Consider the following 21,323-nt stretch of genomic DNA (forward strand, 5'->3'; position numbering starts at 1 on the left):
CCCGAAGAATCAAGAAACATCAGACTCACCAGCGCACCCAGTGACCAAGATCGAAAATAACCCGGCGCACTACAATCGCACCAGTCGCTTCGGCGCACACGCTAGACCTCCGACTTTCGTCTCGTAGCAGCCAGAAATCAAAGCATGGTTAACGCTATCAGGATAGCTCACACATGTCAGTAATAGCCGTACGACGTTCTCGTCCCAGAAGCCCCATTCATAATCCAACCTCGAATGCAAATATTCGCAACCTCGACCTCCGAGATGGCCTCCGACAACACGGAATCGCGCGTCACGCCCTCCCTTACCACAAACAAAACACCATCCGCCCAACGCGACGCCAGAATGCCATCTGCGACCGGAGCGATAGGAGCCGAATCAATTATCACGTATTCGTAATCAGAGCGAAGCTTACCTATCAGCGATCCCAACAGGTCGGAGGACAGAAATTCAGCCGGATTAGGAGGCACTGCACCCGCAAGGAGAACATCAAGCCCGGACAAGCCCGACCCCTGGATACAATCACTCACTTTCACGCCATCCGAAATGCAGGACGTGATGCCAATCGAAGTGACAAGACCAAGACGTTCTCCCACCACAGGCCGACGCAGATCACACTCCATCAGCAGAACATTCTTCCCAACTTCGGCGAGAGATGCGGCTAGATGAATTGCAGTCGAGGTCTTACCATCTCCCTGACCAGCGCTCGTGACAGAGATAACCTGCATCCCTGAATCCACACCCACGAAAGCTAGGTTTGTCCGAATTTTTCGGAATGCCTCCCCACCCTGAGTCGACGTTCTAGAAAGATCAATGGGGCCTCTACTCGACAAATCGGGATCGAGCGGCACTAGTCCAATAAGTGGCCCCTCGATTCGATCCCTGACAGCTTCCAATGACCGAACGCGATGATCCAATCTCGACCGTACAAAAGACAAAACCAACCCAACGACCAATCCAACTAACACACCCAGAACTATATTTAGCGGCGTTCGGGGGTAAACCGGACCATCAGGCACCACAGCGGGATTTACCAGGCTCAACTTCGCCAAAGGCGCTCCACCCCCGCTCGGGACTTCGATTCTGCGTACATAGTCACTCAGCGCACGACTAGCGGAATTGGCCAACTCTGCGGCTTCCGAAGGAGAAGCAAGTTCCGCCGATACGTTCAGAAGCACGGTCTGCGGAACCGCCTCACTCGAGAGCGCCGCTTTCGCCGTCGCAGGATCCAGAGCCAACCCTGATTGCTTGAGCGCGAGAGAAACTACGGAATCCGAAGAAACTAGCTTCGCGTACGAAGCCACCCTCTGCTGCGACGCCAACGAACCTTGATAGGCACTCTGACTGTCATCCCCAGAACCAGCAGTAACATAGGAAGAAGCAGTCGCCCTATACAACGGCACTTGATTCAAGTCCCATACGACAGCCGTAGCGGCGAATATGAGACAGCACCCTAAGACGATCCACCAGTTTGTCGCCAGGAGCGCACGCGCGGTCGAAAAGCGTGTAGACGCACCTTTCGCGACTGACGCCGATTCGGCAGCGGATTGCGTTTGCATGACCTTAACCTTCTTTCGAACAGCAAGAAACGCAGAGAGAAGAGATTGAGCGCCCCGCATTGGCCCAACTCAACTGGCCTGCAAGCATACGAGCCGCAGACCGACAACGCGCATTCACTTCCGGGGACAAGACCTGCCGTATAGCAGCACTCAAAGCCGACGCGTCGGCGGCACCGACTACTAAGCCAATATCCGACGCCTCGACGACTCCGCGCATGCCGCCCACGTCGGAGACTACGACCGGCAAACCATACGCAATCGCGAGATGAAGGATTCCACTCTGAGCTTCGAAGTCTACATACGGCAACACGACTGCACCGCAACCCGAGAACAAATCATCGAGCTCCGAGTCTTCTATAAACCGATCAATCCAGCGAACCGACGAAACGCGACTCAGCAGGTCGACAACTTCATCGCGGTCCTCCTGGAGAACCCGACCAGCTACAATCAACTCACAATCAAAGGATTCGTCGGAGAGACGGCACATCGCATCCACAAGCACCGCCAGCCCCTTATTCTTGCGATACTCACCAAAAAACAAGACCGAACGCAGATCACGCGGACGCAACTCCGCAAATTTCCTTGAGTCGACGCCATGGGGCACGATTGAACAATGCGGAGCGCGGTAACGGCTCGAAACGATATTCGCCGAGCGTTGATCATGCACCACCACCGCATCGCATCTTCTCAAGGCAACGCCGAGCAGTACCTCATCAACACGATCACCGAGTGAATCGGCAAAAGAATGACGACGTGTGTTGTGCAAATGCATCACCACTTTGCATCCGAAAAACCGAAGGAAACAAACCATCATCCAGAGGGTAAATCGCTGATGTTCCTCCACCAATACAATATATGGCCGGTATCGATAGCACCATCTTACGAAGGCGGCATCATGACGCTGAAATATATTTAATCTCTTGAGAAATAGAACGACTTGACTGCCATCCGCCAGACTGAGATCCATCATAGGCAGAGATCCACGAACTACGTTCACCCTGGAGCTACGCGGAACCACACTGCAATCTGCACGCATTGGCCAATAGATCTCGAAATCGGCGCCAGCGTCGACCACACCGTCGAGAAGTTTGTCCACGTACTCTGGGTGCCCGCCAGCTGGTGCAGGAGCAAAGACTGCAAGCCGCAAAGCACCACTGTCTGAGGGAGCTGACGATGCGCCCCGAAACAAGTTCCACAGAGCGCGCATCACGATGCACCCCTGTTTGCAACCTGCTGCTTCGCAGGAACAAACTCATCCGACCACACAGCTAACTCATCCGTTGCGAAGATCCTCGGCGCAAACAGGCCAGATGCTAGAACTGCTCCAACGATGAGACCACTCGGCGCCGAGGCCAGCAATGGTGCGAAGACTAAGCAGACCAGCAAACCCGCGTACACCCCCAACAAACAGCACGACTGAGCCACATGCCGGACAAACCGCACCGTGCGCGCAACTCCGATAGAAGCGACCACCGTGAATGACCCGAGAAGCGCTAGGCCTCCTTTACACGCCGACCAGAGATAGAAGTTGTGAGCATAGTACTGCCCCAGATCGCTAGCAGAGAATTGCCCCGAGGCCCCTATTCGTGGTCGATATGCAAAACCAAATCCGTGGCCGAGGACAGGCGCATCAACGAACTGCTCAATCAAGTACCGGTCTTCGATCACACGATCTTGAGCCGACGAGTCCAGATCAATACTCGACGAAGACAGGCCCCCCACCACTCTCGAGCCATACGCACCAATTGTGTCACTTATGCGCTGCGAAACAGTTCCAACACTTGAGGTAACCCGTAAAGCTACCCAAGACAACAAAATAACGCCGATCGCCACGGCGAGAATCATAAATATTCTTCTGCTTCCGGAAACGATGCCCTCACGCGCCACGAGACACACGAGTCCAATGACCGACGCGGCGACAACTGCTAGCAATTGATATCGCGAATAACTCATGAAGCAGATGAACACCGAACACACGAAAGCCATGATCGAAAGTAGCCCCAACCGCACCCCAACGATAAGCCCCACGACAACACAGCAGCAATAAATCAGGGCGGGCGCTGTCGCCGCAGTCAAGTACCTCAGACTATCTGCAGAAGCGAATGACAAGTCCCCGCCGCTAGTTGTGTAAAGGCGCGCAGTCTCGCTTCTGCCCGCCAGATTAATCCATCCGAGTACCGCAGCAAACGTCATTATCGCTGAACCAACGAGCGATAGCCGAATAGTCAAGAAACAGGCGCGGACCCCGTGCTTTGTAGCTACGCTAACCCAGCAAACTGCGGCGCCAAGAATTAAATTGATGAACGTTCTTGAGTCTTCCGCGATGACACCGATGGCAGCGCCAGCAAGAAGACCCTTTGCGATACAAAAGGCTACCGTTCCCAATAGCAGAATCAAAGCGAACCTAGACGCACCATCGAACCTTCCATGTGCTACAGCCAGATGCCGCGAACCTACCGTTAGACGCAACAAGTAGAGGGCAATAGCCCATAGCGCGAGCAATTGATAGATGTGTATGCTAACTCCGGCCACATTCAAATACATTGGAGTGGAGCTCGGAAGAGCAAAAGTCGACCAAAATATCGTAGCAGTTATCGCCACCAACGGAGAGAATAAGGAAACAAGGAGCGCTCCCGCGCATAGAACTAAGATAGACGTAACAATTGGCCATCTCAGGAAGAGGACAAGGGTAACGACAACAACTACAGCAGAGAAAGCATACCAATTTAAATTCGACCAGCGAAGGTCAGTGCCTGGCCGAACGGCCTGACGGATTGCCGACGACATAACGCTTTCCATCACCCCACTCCAAACAAAACTTGCAACCATGAGGCAGAAACCCTCTCGGGAGACTGACGTTCGGCTACTTCAGATCGCCCGCGCATCAGCCGGTCGCGAACAGCTGCCGAATCGATCTCCTGGACCGCGCGAGCCAAGTCGAGCGGGTCATCACACGTGAATCCAAGTGCTGCATCGCCCATAATGAACGGAATATGCGCCGGAATATCCGAGACTACAATATCGCTTTCTGAGGCGATTGCTTCTAGAATAACCATCGGCATTGCTTCCCAACGAGAAGCAAGAACCATACATCTACAGCTGTCTAGTAACAGAGATACCTCACTCGAAGAAACTCGACCAAGGAACGTTACCCTATCATTGATTTGGAGATCACACGCTAATGACTTTAGCTTGGCTGTGTCTGGACCCCAACCGGCAAGTGTCAGCCGCCGATCCGGGAGATACAGCATTGACCTCAACACTGTATCCACTGCCTTCTCCTCAGCATGACGAGCTACCACTAAGATATCGGCATCACCGGATATCGTCCTTGATATTACATTCGAGTTAGCACGAACGACTGGATTGGGGATCACGTGGTCACGCTGACCCACTGAGGTCGCTATCGACTCGGCTACGAACACGCTATGCGAATTAGTAGCGAAGGTCCTCCGAGCCTTCACCCATAATCTGCACACGAAAGGATATCGATTGATAGGCCAATGATGCACGGCAACCACCTTCGACCTCGTACCGACGGACACCAGCCCACATAGCAGTATCGAGTAATGCGTATGAGCGAGAATAATATCTGGAGCGTGCTTTGCAATTATTCTTCTCAGTCTAATAGCCATGCCAACAGCACCTATTAGGCCGCCAGGTCGGCCCTCAGATACTATCTCTGGATCCGGAAAGAAATCCGCTGAAGACTTCTCGTAAATGAATATAGTTGAGACGTCCAGATTGTTACATTCAAAAGCGCTGCCTATCCACGCAGCGAGCTTCTGAGCACCGGCCGGCTCCAGTTGAGTCACAACCTGCAATACTCTCATCATCGACTCCAGGCTTCTCCCGCAAAGGACGACTCACCAGGCACAACTGCTAATGAGAAGATATTACGCTCGATATTGTGTAGTACAAATGCAAGCCTGACGACCGCCAATGTATACCTCCCGACCAGCCGTCTTGGTTCACGCATGATTCGCAACGCCCAACCCAGTCTAAATCGGTGAACCCACCGCGGGAAGTAGTTCTCGTTGACACATAGCTGATCAAGATAACCTCCGGCGGTTATCCATATCGCTTCGGGCGCGTTCCTCATCAGCTCAACCAGAACCAAATCCTGGAGCTCGGCCCCCAAGGCGACGATTACTATGTCAGGCCTCTCTTTGTGCAAAACTGCAGGATTACTTCGTAGCGCCGCCAGTTGCCCATAACCATCACAACAGAACACAACCTCGGCATCGATGAGCCCACTCGCGCGTTCTGCAACTCCCGGCTTGCCACCGACTATGGCCATCCTAGACGGACCAAACTCCCGCAACAGCTCTGGAATGAACAGGTCAGCTGAGGTTCGCCGAACCCTATGCCCAAGAGCGAACGCAATCAGCTGGAGCAGAGTGCCATCGAGTCCTATAAAGTGCAAGCTCCTGACGGCTTCCCAATTCGTACGTTGCACCGACCAGTGGTTCAGCCACGTGATACCTACAGGTGCGCCACAGCGATATCTTCTTATGGCTTCTCGCGCAAGCGCAACTGAAGCGGTATGACGCCAAACGTTGGCAGGCTCCTGTCCACAGTTGCTTCCGTCAAGCATGAAAGCCTCTGTTCACCAATAGGGTGATCGCGTTGGCGTACTTCATTCCCTGGATAGAGGCGTTGTAGGAGTCCGCTGCGAACCGACGCGCTGCCACCCGCACGCCGCTCCCGCTTCTCTCACCTTGGATAGCTTTGCTAATTACCTCAGCGCAGTCTAATCGGTCCATGTGTCGGTATGTGTATCCTGTTACGCCGCTTCGAACGAACTCCGCTGCGCCGCCCGAGTCGGGAACAATTGCTGTCAGTCCTGCGAGCTGACTTTCGCCCACTACTCTGCCGCTAGGTTCTTGGCCATTCGCCAAGAGCATGAAATCAATGCCATCGAAGACTTTGTCACGCTCGAGGACCCCGTCGTAGCAGAAGTTCTGTCCTAGCAACTGTCTTGCCTTGCCCAGCACCGCGACCAGATACTGATCATCTTCCGTAGACGGTCCTCCGCGCATTGTCACTTTGATTGGTGTATCGACCATAGCCAGCGCTTCTAGCGCGAACTCGAGGTTCTTGATACGGTCGACTCGCCCTATCAGTCCGACAGTTGGAATCTCTGGTATCGGAAGATAATTGTCCTTAATTGAAATATTAATCGGCCTATATATCACTTCGGTTCGTATGCTACGAGACACTTGGTCTGTTACGAAATTGCTGACCGCGATACATCCGTCGGTGCTGCGGCTCAACAGACGAATGAGTTTGGCACCTTTAACTGAGTCTGTCTTCGTATGGAGGTCGAGAACTACTGACGATCGACGCAGGCAATAGTAGGGTTTAAGTACGGCTGCTACCAGAAGCAGGTCGATATCGAAGAGAATGTCAACTCGATCTTTTGGTTGCCGAAGCAATGCAGGAATGAAGGAGAGTGTGCGTCCCAATCTTGTGCGGCCGCGCCGGTCTCCGATTTCTACCTTGGTTATATCTGAGCCGATGTTCTCTGTCCATGCGGCAATCAATGAATAGTTTCTTGCCGGGACCACTAGCCCGACGTTCAGGCCTTGTGTTGCCATTTCTTTAGCAAGTGCCAGCATACTATACTCGGCGCCCCACACTACTTCGGCGTTGGATACAAATACATATTTCACCTGTTTCCGCTTACCTTTCCGCTAGTTGGCTTGCATTTGAATATATGTGACTTGGCCTGATTCGCCGCCGGCAGATCGACGCTAGAACCCAACCTCCACATGCGCCCAGTAAGTAACCCCATGAGCAGCCGATTGGACCAGCCAACGTTCCAACTAATGTTGGTGTAAGGAGTATTGGCACCAGAATTGATTGATACATCAGAGCAAAGCGGTGCCCTACTATTCTAAATAGGCCAGTGTAAGTTAACCAATAGGTACTCTGAACTGCGCCAGCTAAGCAGAGAATCAAAGAGCAGCTCGCAGCCTGCTGCCAAGTGGCACCAATCAATTTGGGTATGAGAATATACGAAAGAAGCCCTGCTGCAGCGAATATGGGCGCCGCAATGGCCATCACCTTCCGCTGGTTCTTCTTGAGCTCAATGCCCGCTTCGTGCGAAGAGCCCTTCGCCGCTAATGCCACGGCCGCGGTCGAAGCTCTGTCTGCGGGATGAAGCATAGTTTCCGTGATTGTGGTTAGCACGCGATAACCGACGGCGTATTGAGCCAGAGGGGCTGGCCCCAGAACCAAGCCTATGAATAGATCATCTGCTCGACGGCCCACTGTCCCGACCAAGTTGCCAAGCAGGGAACTCTTCAGCGCCTTCAGAACTTCGCCGGAGGCCTGTGTACGCCTTGTCGGGACTATTCGGTCTTTCGTGGACAACAGGATCCCGTAGTATATTAGGTTTGCGAATGAGCTCTGGACTAGCAGTGCTCCGATACCAGATCCGCTAGTTGCGAGGTAAGTAGCGAGTCCCATAAGCGTACTTGCAAGGGAACCTACTGCCTGGTAGGCGGTCAGCTGAAGGAATCTTCCCCTTCTTTGCATTCGCGCAATACACACTGATGCTAGGCCGGTTACTGGTATTGCGGCGCCGAGCGCAGCTGTGTATAGCGGAACGCTCCTAAGGTCAGATCGAACCGAAAAGCATGCGGCAATCGCCAGGGTAAGTACATACACGATCGTTCCGCGAACCAACGCGTAGTGCGCCAACGCGCGCTCGTTTGACTCGGAAATCTCGGAGATTGAGGTAAGGGTGAGAGTCACGCCGCCTTCTGCCACGAGGATTGCGATAGCGGCTATTGCAGTTGCCATAGCAAATTGCCCGTACGCGGAGGTGGGGGTCTTCAATAGTACGAGGTACAGAAGTACCATCGGCGCCAGTCGAGCGACTACTGCGCCTATTGACAGCCATCCTGTGTTCGCGATGAAGCGCCTCGACGCATCGCCGCCGACGTTCGCGTTATTGGTCGACATGGCCGTGGTCTTGAACGCTCTGGGACTGCCATTGAGGTTCCGCCATGCGCTCCAGGTTGACTGCGTGCGGCGCAACCATTGTCTGACCTGGTGCTACATCTTTCACGATCGTCGCATTCACACCTATCTTAACGTTATCCCCGATGCTGATCGGGCCCACCACGACTGCGCCGGCGCCGATCGAGACGTTGTCACCGATTCTTGGGAGGCCGTGTCTGTTATGGCCGATTGTCACTTGTTGGTTAATCCAACAATCCCTTCCTACCGACTCGGCGGTGATTGTTGTAGCAAATCCGTGTTGAATGAATAGCCCTTTGTCAATAGATCCACAGTAGATGTCAAGGGTTGCTTCCCCCCTCCATATCATCTTGCAGAGCATCCGCACCGGAAAAGGAAAGTGCCGAATCCTAAATTCTAAAAGGCTTCGGTATTCAGGCAGTTTGATGGCCAGAACGCTTAGGCGGACTACCGGTTGAGAGCCTGCTAAAGAATGCCATCCCAGGCAGTGGGCCCACCGCTTAGATTCATAGTCTACTATCTCCGCAGTGCGTGGGCTCAACCTGGTTAGCGCCCAGTACGGATACCCATACAGCAAAGCTGCCAAATAGACCAATGGGTTTTCCCTGTCAGCCATAGCTCGGTCCAGATTCATGTATTCTTGATTTCTCGGGCATCGTTAGGTGCTCCAGGATACTTGTTGCCTAACAATCTTTGCTGGAGCCCCCGCCACTAATGCGCCTGCCGGGATGCTTCTTGTCACGACCGAGCCTGCTGCTATAACTGCGCCGTCTCCTATTTCTACGCCTTTCAGGATCATCGCCCTCGCGCCGACCCAAACTTTGTGGCCGATCGATACCGGCGAAGTCGATGGCGCAGCACCCTCGATATTGTGGTAGTCGGTGTCGGTGATCACCACATCCCACGAGATTGCACAGTTGTCACCAATAACAACCTGATCCCGACAGCATATCTCGGTGCGGCGATTCAAGAATGTGTTCTTTCCAATTATTAGTTTCGCGCCCGTGGCATCCATGTATATTTCTACCTGCTTGTACAGCCTGACACGGTCACTGATCTCGATCTGTGTACCAGGATTCGGTCTGTGGATTCGCACTTTTCGAGATATTCTTACCGCGTGGCCAATCTGGGCTCCCCGGCGAAATCTCCACATATATGCACGAGATCTGTCTATTGCGCTTGAAAACTTAGCCCTTGGTCTCACGTGCGGTTCTCCTGAATATTGCTGCTTGGCGCTGTACTGGTTCGCAATCAGACGCTGTATTCCCAGCCAGCGGCTCGCCAGTTTGCGGGTTGGAGGCAATAGCGGCCGTCGATAATGCTCTTCCTAGTTACAATTTCGGATAAGTGGATTGGGTCTAGGTCCATGAATTCTTTCCATTCGGTCAGGACCATAGTCAAGTCAGCCTTGTAACACGCTTCGTCGACACTCTCCGCATAATCGAGCGTTGGATATATGAGCCGCGAATTTCGTATTGCTTTGGGATCGTAGACGGTAATGTCGGCTCCTTGTAGCTGAAGCTGTCCAGCCACGTTCAGCGCGGGGGAGTCGCGCACATCGTCTGATTCAGGTTTGAAGGCAGCCCCCAGGACTGCAATACGTGCACCGATCAACGATCCTTTGCAGGTTTCGCGTGCTAGTTCCACCATTCTCGTTCGGCGTCTCATGTTTACTGAATCAACTTCCCGGAGAAAGCTCAGCGCTTCGGCCGCTCCTAATTCGCCCGCTCTAGCCATGAATGCCCTAATATCCTTCGGAAGGCAGCCACCCCCGAAGCCTAAACCCGCATTGAGGAACTTCCGACCAATCCTCGCGTCATATCCGATTGCATCGGCTACGGCAGTCACATCAGCGTTGGCCGCGTCGCACACCTCTGCGATTGCGTTGATGAACGAGATCTTGGTCGCCAAGAACGCATTGGCGGAAGTCTTCACCAGCTCCGCAGTCGGAGGATCGGTAACGATGAAAGGAATGCCGGCGTCGAGGATCGGTGCATATATCTCCCTACATACGGTCTCGGCTTGCCCACCGCTGAACTGCCCGAGCACAACGCGATCAGGGTTCAGGGTGTCCTTGACCGCGTATCCCTCTCTCAGGAACTCGGGGTTCCAGGCGATCTCGACCTCAAGGTCCTTGGCCAGCTCGTCTGCACGCTCACCGAGCCGTTGGGCTGTTCCCACCGGCACCGTCGACTTGCCCAGAATCAGGGCGTCTCGCGTCAGCAGCGGGACGAGTTCCTCGACCGCTGCGTCTACGTAGCGCAGATCCGCGCTGTATTCACCCTTCTTCTGGGGCGTGCCGACTGCGACGAAGAAGACATCAGCGAAGTCGGCTGCTTCAGTGTACGAGCCGGTGACCCGCAACCTGCCGGAGTCGATGTGCTTCTTCAGCAGCTCCGGTAGCTCGGGTTCGTAAAAGGGGACTTCACCTCGAGCGAGGCTGTCGCGCTTCTCCGGTACCACCTCGACTCCGAGTACCTCGTGCCCAAGCTCGGCCATGCACGCTGCATGGGTGGCGCCCAGGTACCCGAGGCCCAACACAACCATCCGCATCAGTATGCTCCTTCTTTCGCCAGCACGGCCTTGGCGGTACGCCACAGGATGACTAGGTCTTGCATGATCGACCAGTTCTCGACGTACGAAAGGTCGAGCCGCACAGATTCTTCCCACGAGAGGTCGGATCGACCGGAGACTTGCCAGAGGCCGGTGATGCCCGGCTTCACCAACATCCGGCGTGCGACTCGCCCGTCGTACTTCTCCACCTCATCCGGCAATGGCGGACGAGGTCCGACAAGGCTCATACTTCCCGCCACGACATTGAAGAGTTGCGGGAGCTCGTCGAGGCTGTACCGCCGGATGAACTGGCCCACCCGCGTCACGCGTGGATCGTCGCGCATCTTGAACAGCACGCCCGCTCCCTCGTCGAGGTGCGCCAGCTCGTGCTTGCGCTTGTCGGCGTCCTGCACCATCGAGCGGAACTTCCACATCTCGAACGGTTTGTTGTTCAGCCCGATGCGGACAGCCCGGTAGAAGATCGGGCCGGAGGAATCGACTTTGATGGCGATGGCGACGGCGAACATGATCGGAGCAAGCATCACCAGCGCGGTGAGTGCCCCCGCTCTGTCGAGTGCAGCCTTTCGGAACCGGTTGGCACCCTCGTACCGGGGCTTGTCGATATGGAGCAACGGCAGGCCGGCGACTGGACGGACCATCATGCGCGGGCCAGCCACGTCGGTGACCCCGGGCGAGACCAGCATCTCGACATTCATGCCTTCGAGGTCCCACGACAAGTCTTGCATCGCTTGGTGTCCCAGCGCTTCGGTGGAGGTCACCGCGACGGTGGTCGCGCCGGTGTGTTTGACCGCCGAAGTCACGTCGTCGAAGTCGCCGAACACCGGAACGTGGCGGTCGTCGATGCGCAGTTCTTCGGGCGTGCCCCTCCTGCTGGGCGGCAAACACACACCCATCACGTCGTAGCCCAGAGTGGGTGTGTTCAACAGCCTCTTGACCAAGGGGGCGGACGCACCGACCGAACCGACCACGAGGAGCTTCTCCAAGTGGCGTGCCCGTTGGCGTTGACGTGTGAGCCGCTTCCGCCAGTACCAGCGCGCCGAGACAAGGCTGACCGTGCCCAACGGCAACGCAATCAGGAGGAAGCCGCGGGCGATGTTGAGCCGGAACAAGAGGTCCACCATGGCCAGCACGCCGAACACCGACAGGCACGCGGTGACGACCCGGCTGTACTCGTCGGGTCCCGACCCGATGACCCGGCGATCGAGTGTGTGGAACACGCGAAGCGCTGCCAACCATGCCACTGCCAGCACCACTGAGACGAATGCAGCGGGAATTCCCAACTCGCCGTTGGCTTCCAGGGGATCGTCGGAGCCGAATCGCACTAGCTGCGCTACCACAATCGACGCAACCACGATGGCAAAGTCACCCCAGGCGACAGTACGCAGGTAGCCGAGCACCCACGACTGTGGCGTGCGGACGTCACTATCGTCGTCCGCCGCCAGCGGCCGACGACCGATCCTCAGATCGCGATTAGCGGTCACAACTTCCCCCGAAGAGTCCAACCGAACGCGCTCACAGTACCCACAGTGCGCACCTCCCGTCGTGTTGAACGGGGACGACCGTAGGCACGTAGCCCATCCCCAGACACCGACGTCCCTGCAAAGTGATCTCGATTTCTTGCAACAGCGTCATGTCCGGTTCGGACATGTACGAAAAAGATAGCTTGCTCTCAGGTTCTACACAATTTGGAGGCTTAACCACGCCTGCGAGGTGTGTGTGATGAGCATCTCGCACTCCGAGTGGGACGATGCGAGCTATTACCTTAATCCTGTTGTTGCACAGCGATTCTGCTAGGTAACTCTAGCTGCGCATACCTACCACGAGGAGCCCAGCACACACCGTTGTTACCGCATGAAATCCGGATGAAACAATGGTCCCAAGACCCATGCAAAGAAATTCACCCGAACGGACTACAACACTTCATCTTCTGCGTAGTCCACTTGGTCGACATTTCTGTTAGATGAATTTGAGATTCACAATATTTGAGCCCAGCACCCAGCTCGTGAACAGAACTCTTTACATGGCTAACGGATTTCGATACATCGTGATTCTTGTCTCAGCGCCGCGGGGAGGCAACGTTCCTACTCGACGATCTGCGCCCCGTCAACAGCGAGCCCTCAACGAACGGACTGATCGGAGAACTTGGTATAGATACACGATGAACCCAAGAACAACAGATGCGGAACCTGCTGTTGCACTGCCGCATCGAGCACATTGGTCTGAACCTGCAGGTTCTGGGAAAGGAAGTCGACGGGGTAGGTGCTGTTGGCGAGGATGCCGCCGACCTTGGCTGCGGCGAGGATGACGGTATGGGGTCGAACCTCCTCGAAGAAGTCGAAGACCGCACTTCGATCGGTCAGGTCGAGTTCACTACTCGTGCGACCCACCAGATCGGAGAACCCCTCCGCCTCGAACAAACGCCACAGCGCCGATCCCACCAGCCCGCGGTGGCCGGCGATGTAGGTCGTCGCACCCCGGTCGAGTGGACCTGCACTGTTCACGGTGTTCTCGATCATTTTCTATCCCGCCGTAGATGGTGATACCCCGAACGGCTACCGCTTCCGGTGTCGTAACTCGACAGCGCCGCTGAACTTCTGGGCGTAAGGATAGGCGTTGACGGCAATTCCGGCACAACCCGCACAGCCAAGTTCAGTTCGGACGCAGATACAGTCGGCACATGATCGACAGGACCGACGCAGAAGCCACCGACGGCTGGTTGTCCCCCGAAACATGGAACGCCATCCAGCGCTCGATGCCGATCTGCTGCGTCGACTTCTTTCCGGTGGAGCTCGATCCCGCCACTGGCGAGGTGCTGCGCGTCGGGCTCATCAGTCGCCCGTTCCCCGACCCCGACCGCACCACCCACGTGTGGTGTCAGGTCGGTGGACGAGTCCGATTCGGTGAGACATTACGCGCCGGCCTTATCCGCCACGCGTACGACACGTTCACCTACGACTCCGAGGCCGACGCCGCAGCGGCTATCGACTTCGATGTGTTGCGGTATCCCGTTGTCAGCGAGTGGTTCCCACCGAGGCTCGGGCTCGCGCACGATCAGCCCGCGCCCATCCATCCATTCGGCAGCGATCCCCGCAAGCACGCCGTCAGCACCTGTTATGCGGCAACGATGCCGACGGGCGTGTCCCTGCGACCCGGGAGCGCCGACGAAGCGTCGGCGTTCAAGTGGTTCGACGTCGACGAACTCAGCACCATCGACATGTGGCCCGGCAGTTTCAGCCTGGTGCAGCGGGTGATCGAGGCGATCGACCGTCGACCGATTGGGAATCGACCATAACTGGCAGATCGAATGGCGCTGGTCCAGAATCGGATCGTGGAGCCATTAACTCATCAGTCACGGATCCACCAGATCGTCAAAGCAGCGATCGACATCCTCGATGACGGCGGCGTCGAGTCTCTGAACATGCGCGGCCTCGCCGCCCACCTCCACCTCCGACCGATGACGCTCTACTACTACGTCCCCAACAAGAGTGCACTCCTGACGATGGTGCTCACCGAGACCCTCGACCGTCTCGAGAGCGGCACCTATTGCGGGCCGCCGCAGACACGACTGCTGAGCCAGTCGATGGACCTGTACACGCGACTGTCGTCGATCACGTGGATTCCCGACCTGCTGGCCGCCGGCGCCCAGCCGACACATCCGAGCCCCGAACAAGCAGAACAGTTCTTGGTGGCCTGTCACGAATTGGGCCTCGACGCCGTCGAGTCATTCGGGCTCTGGCGCTCCATCTGGTTCCTCGTATCCTCGGAGTTGATGAGCAGCGCACAAACCCACAGCGCGCAACCCGGTGAGAGCACGGCACCAGACTTCACCACCGAGGAATTGACCGATCGCCCCTTGGCTGCACATTTCTTGGAGCAGTGGGTCGAATTGCGCGAGACGTACTCCATTGCACCGCACATTGCTGCATTGATCGATGGCGCAGTGAGTCGGGCGAACGTAACCAGCACCCCTTCTGCGGTTCCGATCTCTGGTGTCACGCCGCCGATCCACGAGCTGGACGTCTCGTAGTTCTCGGATCGTGCTCGCCAGTATCATCATTCAGCGGTTGCGAGTATCGAGAAAGTGGTCGAATTCATTCCGGAGAATTTGTTTCGCGCTTCCGCATGAGCCTCTGTGCGATACCGACTGGATTCGTCCGAGATAGTTGCAGGTTGATATGTATTTCCTTAGTCAAATGAACAGTATCGGGACCTTGGTCCTACTCGCTATTGACCGAAGCGTCGTTAAGAATGGCAAAGATGGACGGCGCGAACATCGAACGACGGCAGCACATCGTGGACGTGGCGATCCGCATTCTCAACGAGGGCGGGGTCGACGCCCTCAACATGCGCCACCTCGCCGCCGAGCTACACCTGCGACCCATGGCCGTGTACTACTACGTGCCCAACAAGAGCGCCCTGCTCACAATGGTGCTCGGTGAAGTCGTCCAGCGCGTCGTGTGGTCGCGCTACTCGGGTCCCCCGCGTGAGCGACTGCTGAGCCAGTCGGTGGACCTCTACGACAAGCTGAGTGACATCCCGTGGATCTCCGACGTGCTGCACGAGGGCACCAGCGTCGGCATTCCCTCACTGTCCCAGGCCGAGAACTTCCTATCCGCCTGCTACGACCTGGGATTCGACGACGACGAAGCCTTCGGGTTGTGGCGCACGACGTGGTTCGTCATCTCCTCGGAACTGCAGTGGAACGGCGAGGCACGAGTGCGCCGCGGCGATCACATGCCCGCACCGGAGTTCACCGACGCAGTTATGGACGCCCACCCGTCGGCGGCACGTGTCTTCGGGCAATGGGAATCGTTGTCCGAGGGATACAGCGTCGTCCCCTACCTCGCCGCGCTCATCGACGGCGCCATCGCCAACGCGCGCACCACAGTTCCGGCCACCACCCGCAAGGCGATTCGCGCGCAGGCGGGGCGGAAGGTCAGCGGGTCGGCGGAAGTGGCGTCGGCCTGAGGGCTGGGCTTGAACGGCTTGCCGACGCCGAACGCGGTGGCAATCCAGACGGACGTCGACAGGTGACGACGTCCACACAGAACCCGACGTCTCCGACGGGCTCTGTGCTCCGAACATCGCGGCCGTCACGCCGCACGAGTCAGAACGGTGGCGGATGCGCGTCGTCCCAACGCTTTAGGGCACGCTGATCCGCGGCGCGTGCCTTGGCGTGGCGCGCGTCGATCGCTTTGCGGGCGGGATGATCGGGTGGTTTGTTCTTGAGGTACCTCAGTTTGTGGGCACCCTTCAGCCCGGGGAACATGTCGACACCGCGGAAGGCGTTGCCGACAAACCAATGCCCGGTCGGTGACTGGAACATCGCGGTCATCATGGTGTCCTGGAAGTCTCGCCACCGGCCGAAGGTCTTCATCCGATGGTGAAAACGGCATAGTGGCTTGATGTTCCACGCTTCGGTCGGACCACCACGCTCGGGGTGTTGATGGTCGAACGGCTCGCTGTGGTCGAGATCGGTCTTCCAGACCGGCTCGTTGCAGCCCGGCCACGTACAGCACAGCTCACCCACCCGGATGAAGGCCTGCAGACGCTTACCCGGTCGATACTTCAGCCCGTCGATGCCCTTGAGCGCCGACTCCCGTGAGATCCCGACCTTGCGGGTGAACTCTGCCTCGGCGAGTTGACGGACGGAGTCGGCGTCGATCGGACCATATCCGTCGATGAGCGCGTCATCGTCGTCCTCGCCGGCCAGCGTCGACTCGTTTGCCACAACGAAGATCGTCCCTCGAGGGCCCGCCGGCTCGTGGCGATGGTCGGCGCACTCGCAGGTGCACTCCGTGTGCGCTTCCTCTGGGGTTTGTTCTTGCTCTGCGAGCTGCTCCGGTTCTGCAGCTTGCGCCTCATCGGTGTCCGGATCATTCTGCGGCGCTTCGGCATCGAGCACTGCTGATTCGTCGGGTGCGTCGTCACTGTCGCTGTCATCCGCGACCGCGGTGCAGTCCTCGCATTCGCAGGCGAGGCGATCGCGTCCCTGTGTCAGGGCGATCAACGCGTCAGCGCGCCGCTGCTTCTTGGTGCGCGGGTCATCCTTGTGGACGCCCTCGGCCATCGCGTCGAGTTGCGAGCCGACCAGAGCGCCGTCGGCGGTGGGCAACTGCGCGGTCATCCGCGCCTGGCCCGGCCGGAATCGATCGGGCCCGATCGCGACGCCCCGGTCAGATTGTGCCCGCTCCCGATGACGCCGAGACACTGACCGGTCGACCTTGGAGACCACCCGCTTGACCATGTTGGTGAACCGTTGCGTCGACATCTGATCACGGGAACCGATCATGTCGGACAACTTCACGTCGATCTCCGGAAGCAGCTCCGGATCACACAGTTCGGTCGCAGCAGCGACAATCTTGAAACGCTGCAGGTCAATTCGACCGAATCCGAGCATCGCGCCGGTCGACGGCAGCCGATAGCGGGCAGCCTCGGCCAGCTTGATCATCTCTTTGGCGGCGGCCGGAGACATCGACAGCACGGCCCCGACGTCGGCGACCGTCCGGTCCAAGCCGTCCGGACCGAACTGCTCGCGCGGATCGACTCCGCAGACCGCCTTCGCCGCCGACTCGGCGATTTCCGCAAGACTCGACTCACCGGAGGTCGTCTCGGCGACCTCGCATCCGTACTCCTCCTCGTGCGCCTCATGAAGCAGCGAGATGCCCTGCAGCATCCGGTAGTGCGCCGCCGAGATCGTCGCGGCGCTATGCGCGATGACCTCGACCAGATCGGTCTTCGAGAGGTCCTCATCATCGGGGATTTGCTCCAAGAACGACTTCGGCTGCTCGTCATGCGCGCCCGCAAGCCACAGATCCGTCGGGCTCGGCACGCCGACGGCATCGGCGATAGCGTCGCGGTCGAGCGGGATCTCGGAGGACATGAATCGAACATACATTCGGGGTCTGACAAAATGGATCGGCGCAGGTCGGGGGGTGGTTTGGGGCATTGATGTGCCGGGCGGAGGGGGCGCACATAACGCCCAGAATGTGGTCGCCTTGCGTACCTGACCCTGGTCGTGGGGTAGGTCCAGCGATCGGTTGCGGGGGTCTCGAGGTTCGGCGCCTGGGGCGCCTCACACCTCGACCATCGGAGGGGGTCGGCTCGCCGGGATCGACTCGACCATCGAAGGGGTGCCGCGCTCTGGTGGAGCACGGCGACGGCCCTCTACTGTGAGTCCTCGTGGACACCCTCGGACTTGGCACCAACCGCACGGCCCGACTCCTCACCGGTTCGGTGTGGACCCAACTCACTCCCCTCATCGCCGCTCGACAGCACTCGGTGACCGCGGCCATCGCCCACGTGGGCGCCGACGCGCACACCCACCTTCCGCTGCGATCCGGGTCGTCGATCATCGTCGACGCCACGGTCCGGGCCGTGGAACAGAAGTCGACCAACCCCCATTCGCTGCTGGCGTGGCTCAAGGCCGACGTGCGGGTGTATTCGCTGCCGCATCTGCACGCCAAGATGCTGCTCTGTGAGGCCACCGACGACTCCGACGCCTTCGTGGCAGTCGGGTCGGCCAACGTCTCGGACCGCTCGCAGGCCGTGCTGCAGGAGGCAGTAGTGCTGACCGACAGTCCCGACACGGTCGACGAAGCGCGCTCGTGCCTCGCCGACTGGAAACAGCGGGCCACGCCGCTGACGATCGCCCGGGTCCGCGAGCTGTGCGACATCTTCGATCTGTCGACCGTCACCCTGCCCGACGACGAGGAGTTGCCCGACGAGCAGGTGTCCGAGGAGCAGACCCACGAGGTCCACCGATGGCCTCGCCCGTCGAAGCTGTTCGTCACGCAGGTGTCGGCGGTCGACGACATGTCGGCCGAAGCGGAGTTCGAGCGCGACCTTCTGATCGAAAAGCATGACGCGACAACCGAAGAGAACGCCATCGTCGGCAAGCCCTACATCGGAGTGTTCTGCGCTGACGGCGATCGCAAGACGACTCAGGACGTTTACGCCGAGGGCAACCACGTGGTGCTGGTGTGGAAGGTCCGCGGCCGGGCAAAACGGCGCTGCATCGCATCCGAACCCGGGCAGGTGATCCACAAGTGGATCGACTACGGCGCCTCACCCAAGCGCACTTACTACTACGTTCTCGCGCCGCGTTCGGCGGCGGAAGTGACTTACGGCGACATCGCCGACGGCCTCGACGCCATCGGCGTCACGCTCGACGACGACATCGGGTATCTGCGCCGCAGCGTCATCGACGCCATCCTGGCGCAGTGGCCGGATCTGGAATTCGTTGCCGGATAACAGTCTTCGCTGGTGATCCCGACCGGCTCAGCGATGCGCCGAAGTGAACGCCGGCGCCAGATGCGGAGCCAACGACCCGATGGCCGTGGCCGCAGTGTCGACCGCGTCGCGCACGGGTGCGGGAAGCGTCGTCGGCAACGACGAGAGCTCGCGCTCGACGTTGGCCGGGCTCACCGGACTGGACGGGGTGGGCGAGGTCGGTGTGACTGACGGGGATTGAGTCGATGTCGTTGAGGTACCGGCGGCTGCCGCATCCAGCGCGGCGTCGACCTCCTGCGCGTCGGCGTGTGCGTCGTCGCCCCATGCGAGCCAGTTGTGGCCGCCGCTCGAATAGCGGTAGCGCACCGGAAGCCCGACAGCAGTGGTCGCTGCCTGCAACAGCAGGGTGGAGCCGAACGCCGCGGATTCGAGCGCTCCGCCGACGAGCACACCGTCGGCCGAGGAGAGCAGGAATGCCGGGAGTTGTTCGGGATGCTCACGCCAGATGGTGGCCATCGCAGCGTTCTGCGCGTCGATCTCGGCCGGTGAGAGAGTGCCGTTCCCGGTCGACACGATGATCGTCTGGGGTGGGGCGGGCTGGGTGAGGAGACGGCGCGCCACGCTGTTGTGCGCCCAGTTGTTGTCGGGGCTCAACGGGTTACCCCACATTCCCCACAGCCCATTGGTGATGCCCGATCGGCTGATCTGGATGAGCGGGATCGCAAGCCAACCGAGCGGGTTGTCGGTCTCGTAGTAACCGGAGTAGGCGCGCATCACCGAGAACGTCTCGGGGTGGTCGAGTCCGGTGATGATCGCCGGCGCCGCCGACATCGACACCCCGACGATCGCGTTGTTGTGCTGTCCGACATCGAAATTTGAGTACAGGTATGCAGGGAGTTCCGAGCTGAGGAAGGTCTCCCACTGCGGCGCGGACGCGGCACCGGTCGGCGCGGTACGCCAGTTGGTCATCCACTCCCCCGACCCGCCCGTCGGCATCACCAGATTGTCTGCGGGACTGTAGTTCTGGACCGCACCTGCGATCGGCAACGACCACGAGCTGTAGGCCGGGGTGGAGCCGAGCCCGTCGAGGAAGTACACGCCTCGTTCGGTCTGGCCGGGTTGCTGATCGGACGGACGTACCTGAACGGTGACCTCACGGCCCAGCGACTCCGAGTGCCAGCTACAGGTCTGCACATGATTTGCCTGATCCTCAGCCGTGCGCCACACGCACCCGGGCCGCAGCCGATCGGGGTCGACCGCGTGCGCAGCTCCGGCACCGACCACGGCCGCTCCGCTCGACGCGAGACACACGGCAAGCACCGCGGCGGCCACTCGGCGCGACGTGGATCGCTTGGTCGTGGCGTGTCGCCTCATGCGGAGCCTCTCACTTGTCGCATCAACTCCACCGTACGGGCCCCGACGCAACGGGCGGTGACAATGCGACATCGGTCCCTCAAAAGGTGGACAGACGAGCGGGTGATCTCACTCCGCCGACAACGGCAACGACCGCCCGATCACCTTCCCGGCCGAGTCGAGTGCCTCGACCTGGTAGTAGCCGGAAGCTTTCTGCGGCAGCGTGATCGGCGTCGACGCGCCGTTCCACGCCGCGGTCGTCAGCGGTGTCAGGTTGGCGGCGGTGCTGCCGTGCAGCACCTGACGCGGGTCGCGCCGTTCCAGTGATCCTCAGTGGTGCGCCACGCACATCCTGGCCGCAGCCGACCGGGGACGACCGTGTGCGCTGCTCCGGCACCGACCACGGCTCCGCTCGACGCGAGACACATCGCAAACACCGCGGCGGCCAATCTGCGTGACGCAAACCGCTTGGTCGGAGCGTGTCGCCTCATCCCAAGGTCCGCCCTTGCTCGGCCAACTCCAACGTACGGACGTTGACAGCAGAGAAGGGAGAGTACAGAGACAACCGACGTGGAAACTGTCCTCCGAACGGACGCAAAACCCTTTCCTGCAGCA

18 protein-coding genes and 1 pseudogene are annotated in these 21,323 nt (G+C 58.6%); 4 read left to right on the forward strand and 15 right to left on the reverse strand.

From position 1 onward, the window contains the following. Positions 1 to 176: 176 nt before the first annotated feature. The 12 genes and pseudogenes from GOPIP_RS29715 to GOPIP_RS17465 all read right to left on the reverse strand — a co-directional run. Positions 177 to 1,619 carry a tyrosine-protein kinase domain-containing protein gene (locus GOPIP_RS29715; protein ID WP_081482524.1) on the reverse strand — a complete coding sequence of 481 codons (1,443 nt, stop codon included), beginning with the start codon at positions 1,617 to 1,619 and terminating at the stop codon, positions 177 to 179. Next, the gene (locus GOPIP_RS28340) at positions 1,564 to 2,766 is read right to left on the reverse strand and encodes a glycosyltransferase family 4 protein (RefSeq protein ID WP_247608765.1); all 1,203 of its coding nucleotides are present in this window, start codon (positions 2,764 to 2,766) and stop codon (positions 1,564 to 1,566) included. The genes GOPIP_RS29715 and GOPIP_RS28340 overlap by 56 nt, the downstream gene beginning before the upstream one ends. Beyond that, on the reverse strand, positions 2,766 to 3,635 hold the full coding sequence (locus tag GOPIP_RS29150; protein WP_168436241.1) for an O-antigen ligase family protein: 870 nt from the start codon (positions 3,633 to 3,635) through the stop codon (positions 2,766 to 2,768). Before GOPIP_RS29150 ends, GOPIP_RS28340 begins: the two co-directional genes overlap by 1 nt. Before the next feature lie 722 nt (positions 3,636 to 4,357). After that, complete coding sequence (locus tag GOPIP_RS28350) at positions 4,358 to 5,395, reverse strand: glycosyltransferase (RefSeq protein ID WP_006371071.1); 1,038 nt, start codon at positions 5,393 to 5,395, stop codon at positions 4,358 to 4,360. Further along, the gene (locus GOPIP_RS29910; RefSeq protein WP_081482527.1) at positions 5,392 to 6,156 is read right to left on the reverse strand and encodes a WecB/TagA/CpsF family glycosyltransferase; all 765 of its coding nucleotides are present in this window, start codon (positions 6,154 to 6,156) and stop codon (positions 5,392 to 5,394) included. Before GOPIP_RS29910 ends, GOPIP_RS28350 begins: the two co-directional genes overlap by 4 nt. After that, on the reverse strand, positions 6,149 to 7,234 hold the full coding sequence (locus tag GOPIP_RS28360) for a glycosyltransferase (protein ID WP_006371073.1): 1,086 nt from the start codon (positions 7,232 to 7,234) through the stop codon (positions 6,149 to 6,151). The genes GOPIP_RS29910 and GOPIP_RS28360 overlap by 8 nt, the downstream gene beginning before the upstream one ends. Before the next feature lie 10 nt (positions 7,235 to 7,244). Beyond that, positions 7,245 to 8,531, reverse strand: coding sequence for an oligosaccharide flippase family protein (locus GOPIP_RS29915; protein WP_006371074.1), 1,287 nt, complete (start codon positions 8,529 to 8,531; stop codon positions 7,245 to 7,247). Beyond that, the gene (locus GOPIP_RS29920; protein ID WP_081482529.1) at positions 8,518 to 9,183 is read right to left on the reverse strand and encodes a serine acetyltransferase; all 666 of its coding nucleotides are present in this window, start codon (positions 9,181 to 9,183) and stop codon (positions 8,518 to 8,520) included. The genes GOPIP_RS29915 and GOPIP_RS29920 overlap by 14 nt, the downstream gene beginning before the upstream one ends. Before the next feature lie 24 nt (positions 9,184 to 9,207). After that, positions 9,208 to 9,702 (reverse strand): acyltransferase, encoded by a 495-nt coding sequence (locus tag GOPIP_RS29720; RefSeq protein ID WP_081482530.1) that lies wholly within the window; start codon positions 9,700 to 9,702, stop codon positions 9,208 to 9,210. A 98-nt stretch (positions 9,703 to 9,800) separates the two neighbouring features. After that, the gene (locus GOPIP_RS17455; RefSeq protein ID WP_006371079.1) at positions 9,801 to 11,102 is read right to left on the reverse strand and encodes a UDP-glucose dehydrogenase family protein; all 1,302 of its coding nucleotides are present in this window, start codon (positions 11,100 to 11,102) and stop codon (positions 9,801 to 9,803) included. After that, the gene (locus GOPIP_RS17460; RefSeq protein WP_006371081.1) at positions 11,102 to 12,604 is read right to left on the reverse strand and encodes a sugar transferase; all 1,503 of its coding nucleotides are present in this window, start codon (positions 12,602 to 12,604) and stop codon (positions 11,102 to 11,104) included. The genes GOPIP_RS17455 and GOPIP_RS17460 overlap by 1 nt, the downstream gene beginning before the upstream one ends. Positions 12,605 to 13,221: 617 nt before the next feature. Next, positions 13,222 to 13,639: pseudogene (locus GOPIP_RS17465) on the reverse strand (NAD-dependent epimerase/dehydratase family protein); the annotation flags it as partial. Positions 13,640 to 13,800: 161 nt separating this feature from the next. Here GOPIP_RS17465 and GOPIP_RS17470 point away from each other — a divergent pair. The 3 genes from GOPIP_RS17470 to GOPIP_RS17480 all read left to right on the forward strand — a co-directional run bounded on the left by GOPIP_RS17470 (position 13,801) and on the right by GOPIP_RS17480 (position 16,091). Further along, the gene (locus tag GOPIP_RS17470) at positions 13,801 to 14,415 is read left to right on the forward strand and encodes an NUDIX hydrolase (RefSeq protein WP_006371083.1); all 615 of its coding nucleotides are present in this window, start codon (positions 13,801 to 13,803) and stop codon (positions 14,413 to 14,415) included. Positions 14,416 to 14,451: 36 nt separating this feature from the next. Then, the gene (locus GOPIP_RS28030; RefSeq protein ID WP_244421169.1) at positions 14,452 to 15,150 is read left to right on the forward strand and encodes a TetR/AcrR family transcriptional regulator; all 699 of its coding nucleotides are present in this window, start codon (positions 14,452 to 14,454) and stop codon (positions 15,148 to 15,150) included. A 230-nt stretch (positions 15,151 to 15,380) separates the two neighbouring features. Beyond that, positions 15,381 to 16,091 carry a TetR/AcrR family transcriptional regulator gene (locus GOPIP_RS17480; RefSeq protein ID WP_006371085.1) on the forward strand — a complete coding sequence of 237 codons (711 nt, stop codon included), beginning with the start codon at positions 15,381 to 15,383 and terminating at the stop codon, positions 16,089 to 16,091. 139 nt (positions 16,092 to 16,230) lie between these two features. On the opposite strand, the gene GOPIP_RS17485 is transcribed toward GOPIP_RS17480, so the two are convergent. Then, positions 16,231 to 18,006, reverse strand: a complete 1,776-nt coding sequence (locus GOPIP_RS17485; RefSeq protein ID WP_006371086.1) for an HNH endonuclease signature motif containing protein — start codon at positions 18,004 to 18,006, stop codon at positions 16,231 to 16,233. Between the two features lie 299 nt (positions 18,007 to 18,305). Here GOPIP_RS17485 and GOPIP_RS17490 point away from each other — a divergent pair, with 299 nt between their 5' ends. After that, on the forward strand, positions 18,306 to 19,376 hold the full coding sequence (locus tag GOPIP_RS17490) for a phospholipase D-like domain-containing protein (RefSeq protein WP_006371087.1): 1,071 nt from the start codon (positions 18,306 to 18,308) through the stop codon (positions 19,374 to 19,376). Positions 19,377 to 19,403: 27 nt separating this feature from the next. Here the strand turns inward: GOPIP_RS17490 and GOPIP_RS17495 are convergent, their stop codons facing one another. Together GOPIP_RS17495 and GOPIP_RS28820 are read right to left on the reverse strand one after the other, a co-directional pair. After that, positions 19,404 to 20,729 (reverse strand): alpha/beta hydrolase, encoded by a 1,326-nt coding sequence (locus GOPIP_RS17495; RefSeq protein WP_244421170.1) that lies wholly within the window; start codon positions 20,727 to 20,729, stop codon positions 19,404 to 19,406. Positions 20,730 to 20,837: 108 nt separating this feature from the next. Continuing rightward, on the reverse strand, positions 20,838 to 21,008 hold the full coding sequence (locus GOPIP_RS28820) for a hypothetical protein (protein WP_006371089.1): 171 nt from the start codon (positions 21,006 to 21,008) through the stop codon (positions 20,838 to 20,840). Positions 21,009 to 21,323 lie beyond the last annotated feature (315 nt).

This window comes from Gordonia polyisoprenivorans NBRC 16320 = JCM 10675 (assembly GCF_000241325.1).
GTDB lineage: Bacteria > Actinomycetota > Actinomycetes > Mycobacteriales > Mycobacteriaceae > Gordonia > Gordonia polyisoprenivorans.

What these genes read in the sequence shown, in the direction of transcription:
- GOPIP_RS29715 (WP_081482524.1), bottom strand. Translation starts at nt 1,619, where the DNA reads ATGCGGGGCGCTCAATCTCTTCTCTCTGCGTTTCTTGCTGTTCGAAAG.
- GOPIP_RS28340 (WP_247608765.1), bottom strand. Translation starts at nt 2,766, where the DNA reads ATGCGCGCTCTGTGGAACTTGTTTCGGGGCGCATCGTCAGCTCCCTCA.
- GOPIP_RS28350 (WP_006371071.1), bottom strand. Translation starts at nt 5,395, where the DNA reads ATGATGAGAGTATTGCAGGTTGTGACTCAACTGGAGCCGGCCGGTGCT.
- GOPIP_RS29910 (WP_081482527.1), bottom strand. Translation starts at nt 6,156, where the DNA reads ATGCTTGACGGAAGCAACTGTGGACAGGAGCCTGCCAACGTTTGGCGT.
- GOPIP_RS29915 (WP_006371074.1), bottom strand. Translation starts at nt 8,531, where the DNA reads ATGTCGACCAATAACGCGAACGTCGGCGGCGATGCGTCGAGGCGCTTC.
- GOPIP_RS29920 (WP_081482529.1), bottom strand. Translation starts at nt 9,183, where the DNA reads ATGAATCTGGACCGAGCTATGGCTGACAGGGAAAACCCATTGGTCTAT.
- GOPIP_RS29720 (WP_081482530.1), bottom strand. Translation starts at nt 9,702, where the DNA reads ATGTGGAGATTTCGCCGGGGAGCCCAGATTGGCCACGCGGTAAGAATA.
- GOPIP_RS17455 (WP_006371079.1), bottom strand. Translation starts at nt 11,102, where the DNA reads ATGCGGATGGTTGTGTTGGGCCTCGGGTACCTGGGCGCCACCCATGCA.
- GOPIP_RS17470 (WP_006371083.1), top strand. Translation starts at nt 13,801, where the DNA reads ATGATCGACAGGACCGACGCAGAAGCCACCGACGGCTGGTTGTCCCCC.
- GOPIP_RS17480 (WP_006371085.1), top strand. Translation starts at nt 15,381, where the DNA reads ATGGACGGCGCGAACATCGAACGACGGCAGCACATCGTGGACGTGGCG.
- GOPIP_RS17485 (WP_006371086.1), bottom strand. Translation starts at nt 18,006, where the DNA reads ATGTCCTCCGAGATCCCGCTCGACCGCGACGCTATCGCCGATGCCGTC.
- GOPIP_RS17495 (WP_244421170.1), bottom strand. Translation starts at nt 20,729, where the DNA reads ATGAGGCGACACGCCACGACCAAGCGATCCACGTCGCGCCGAGTGGCC.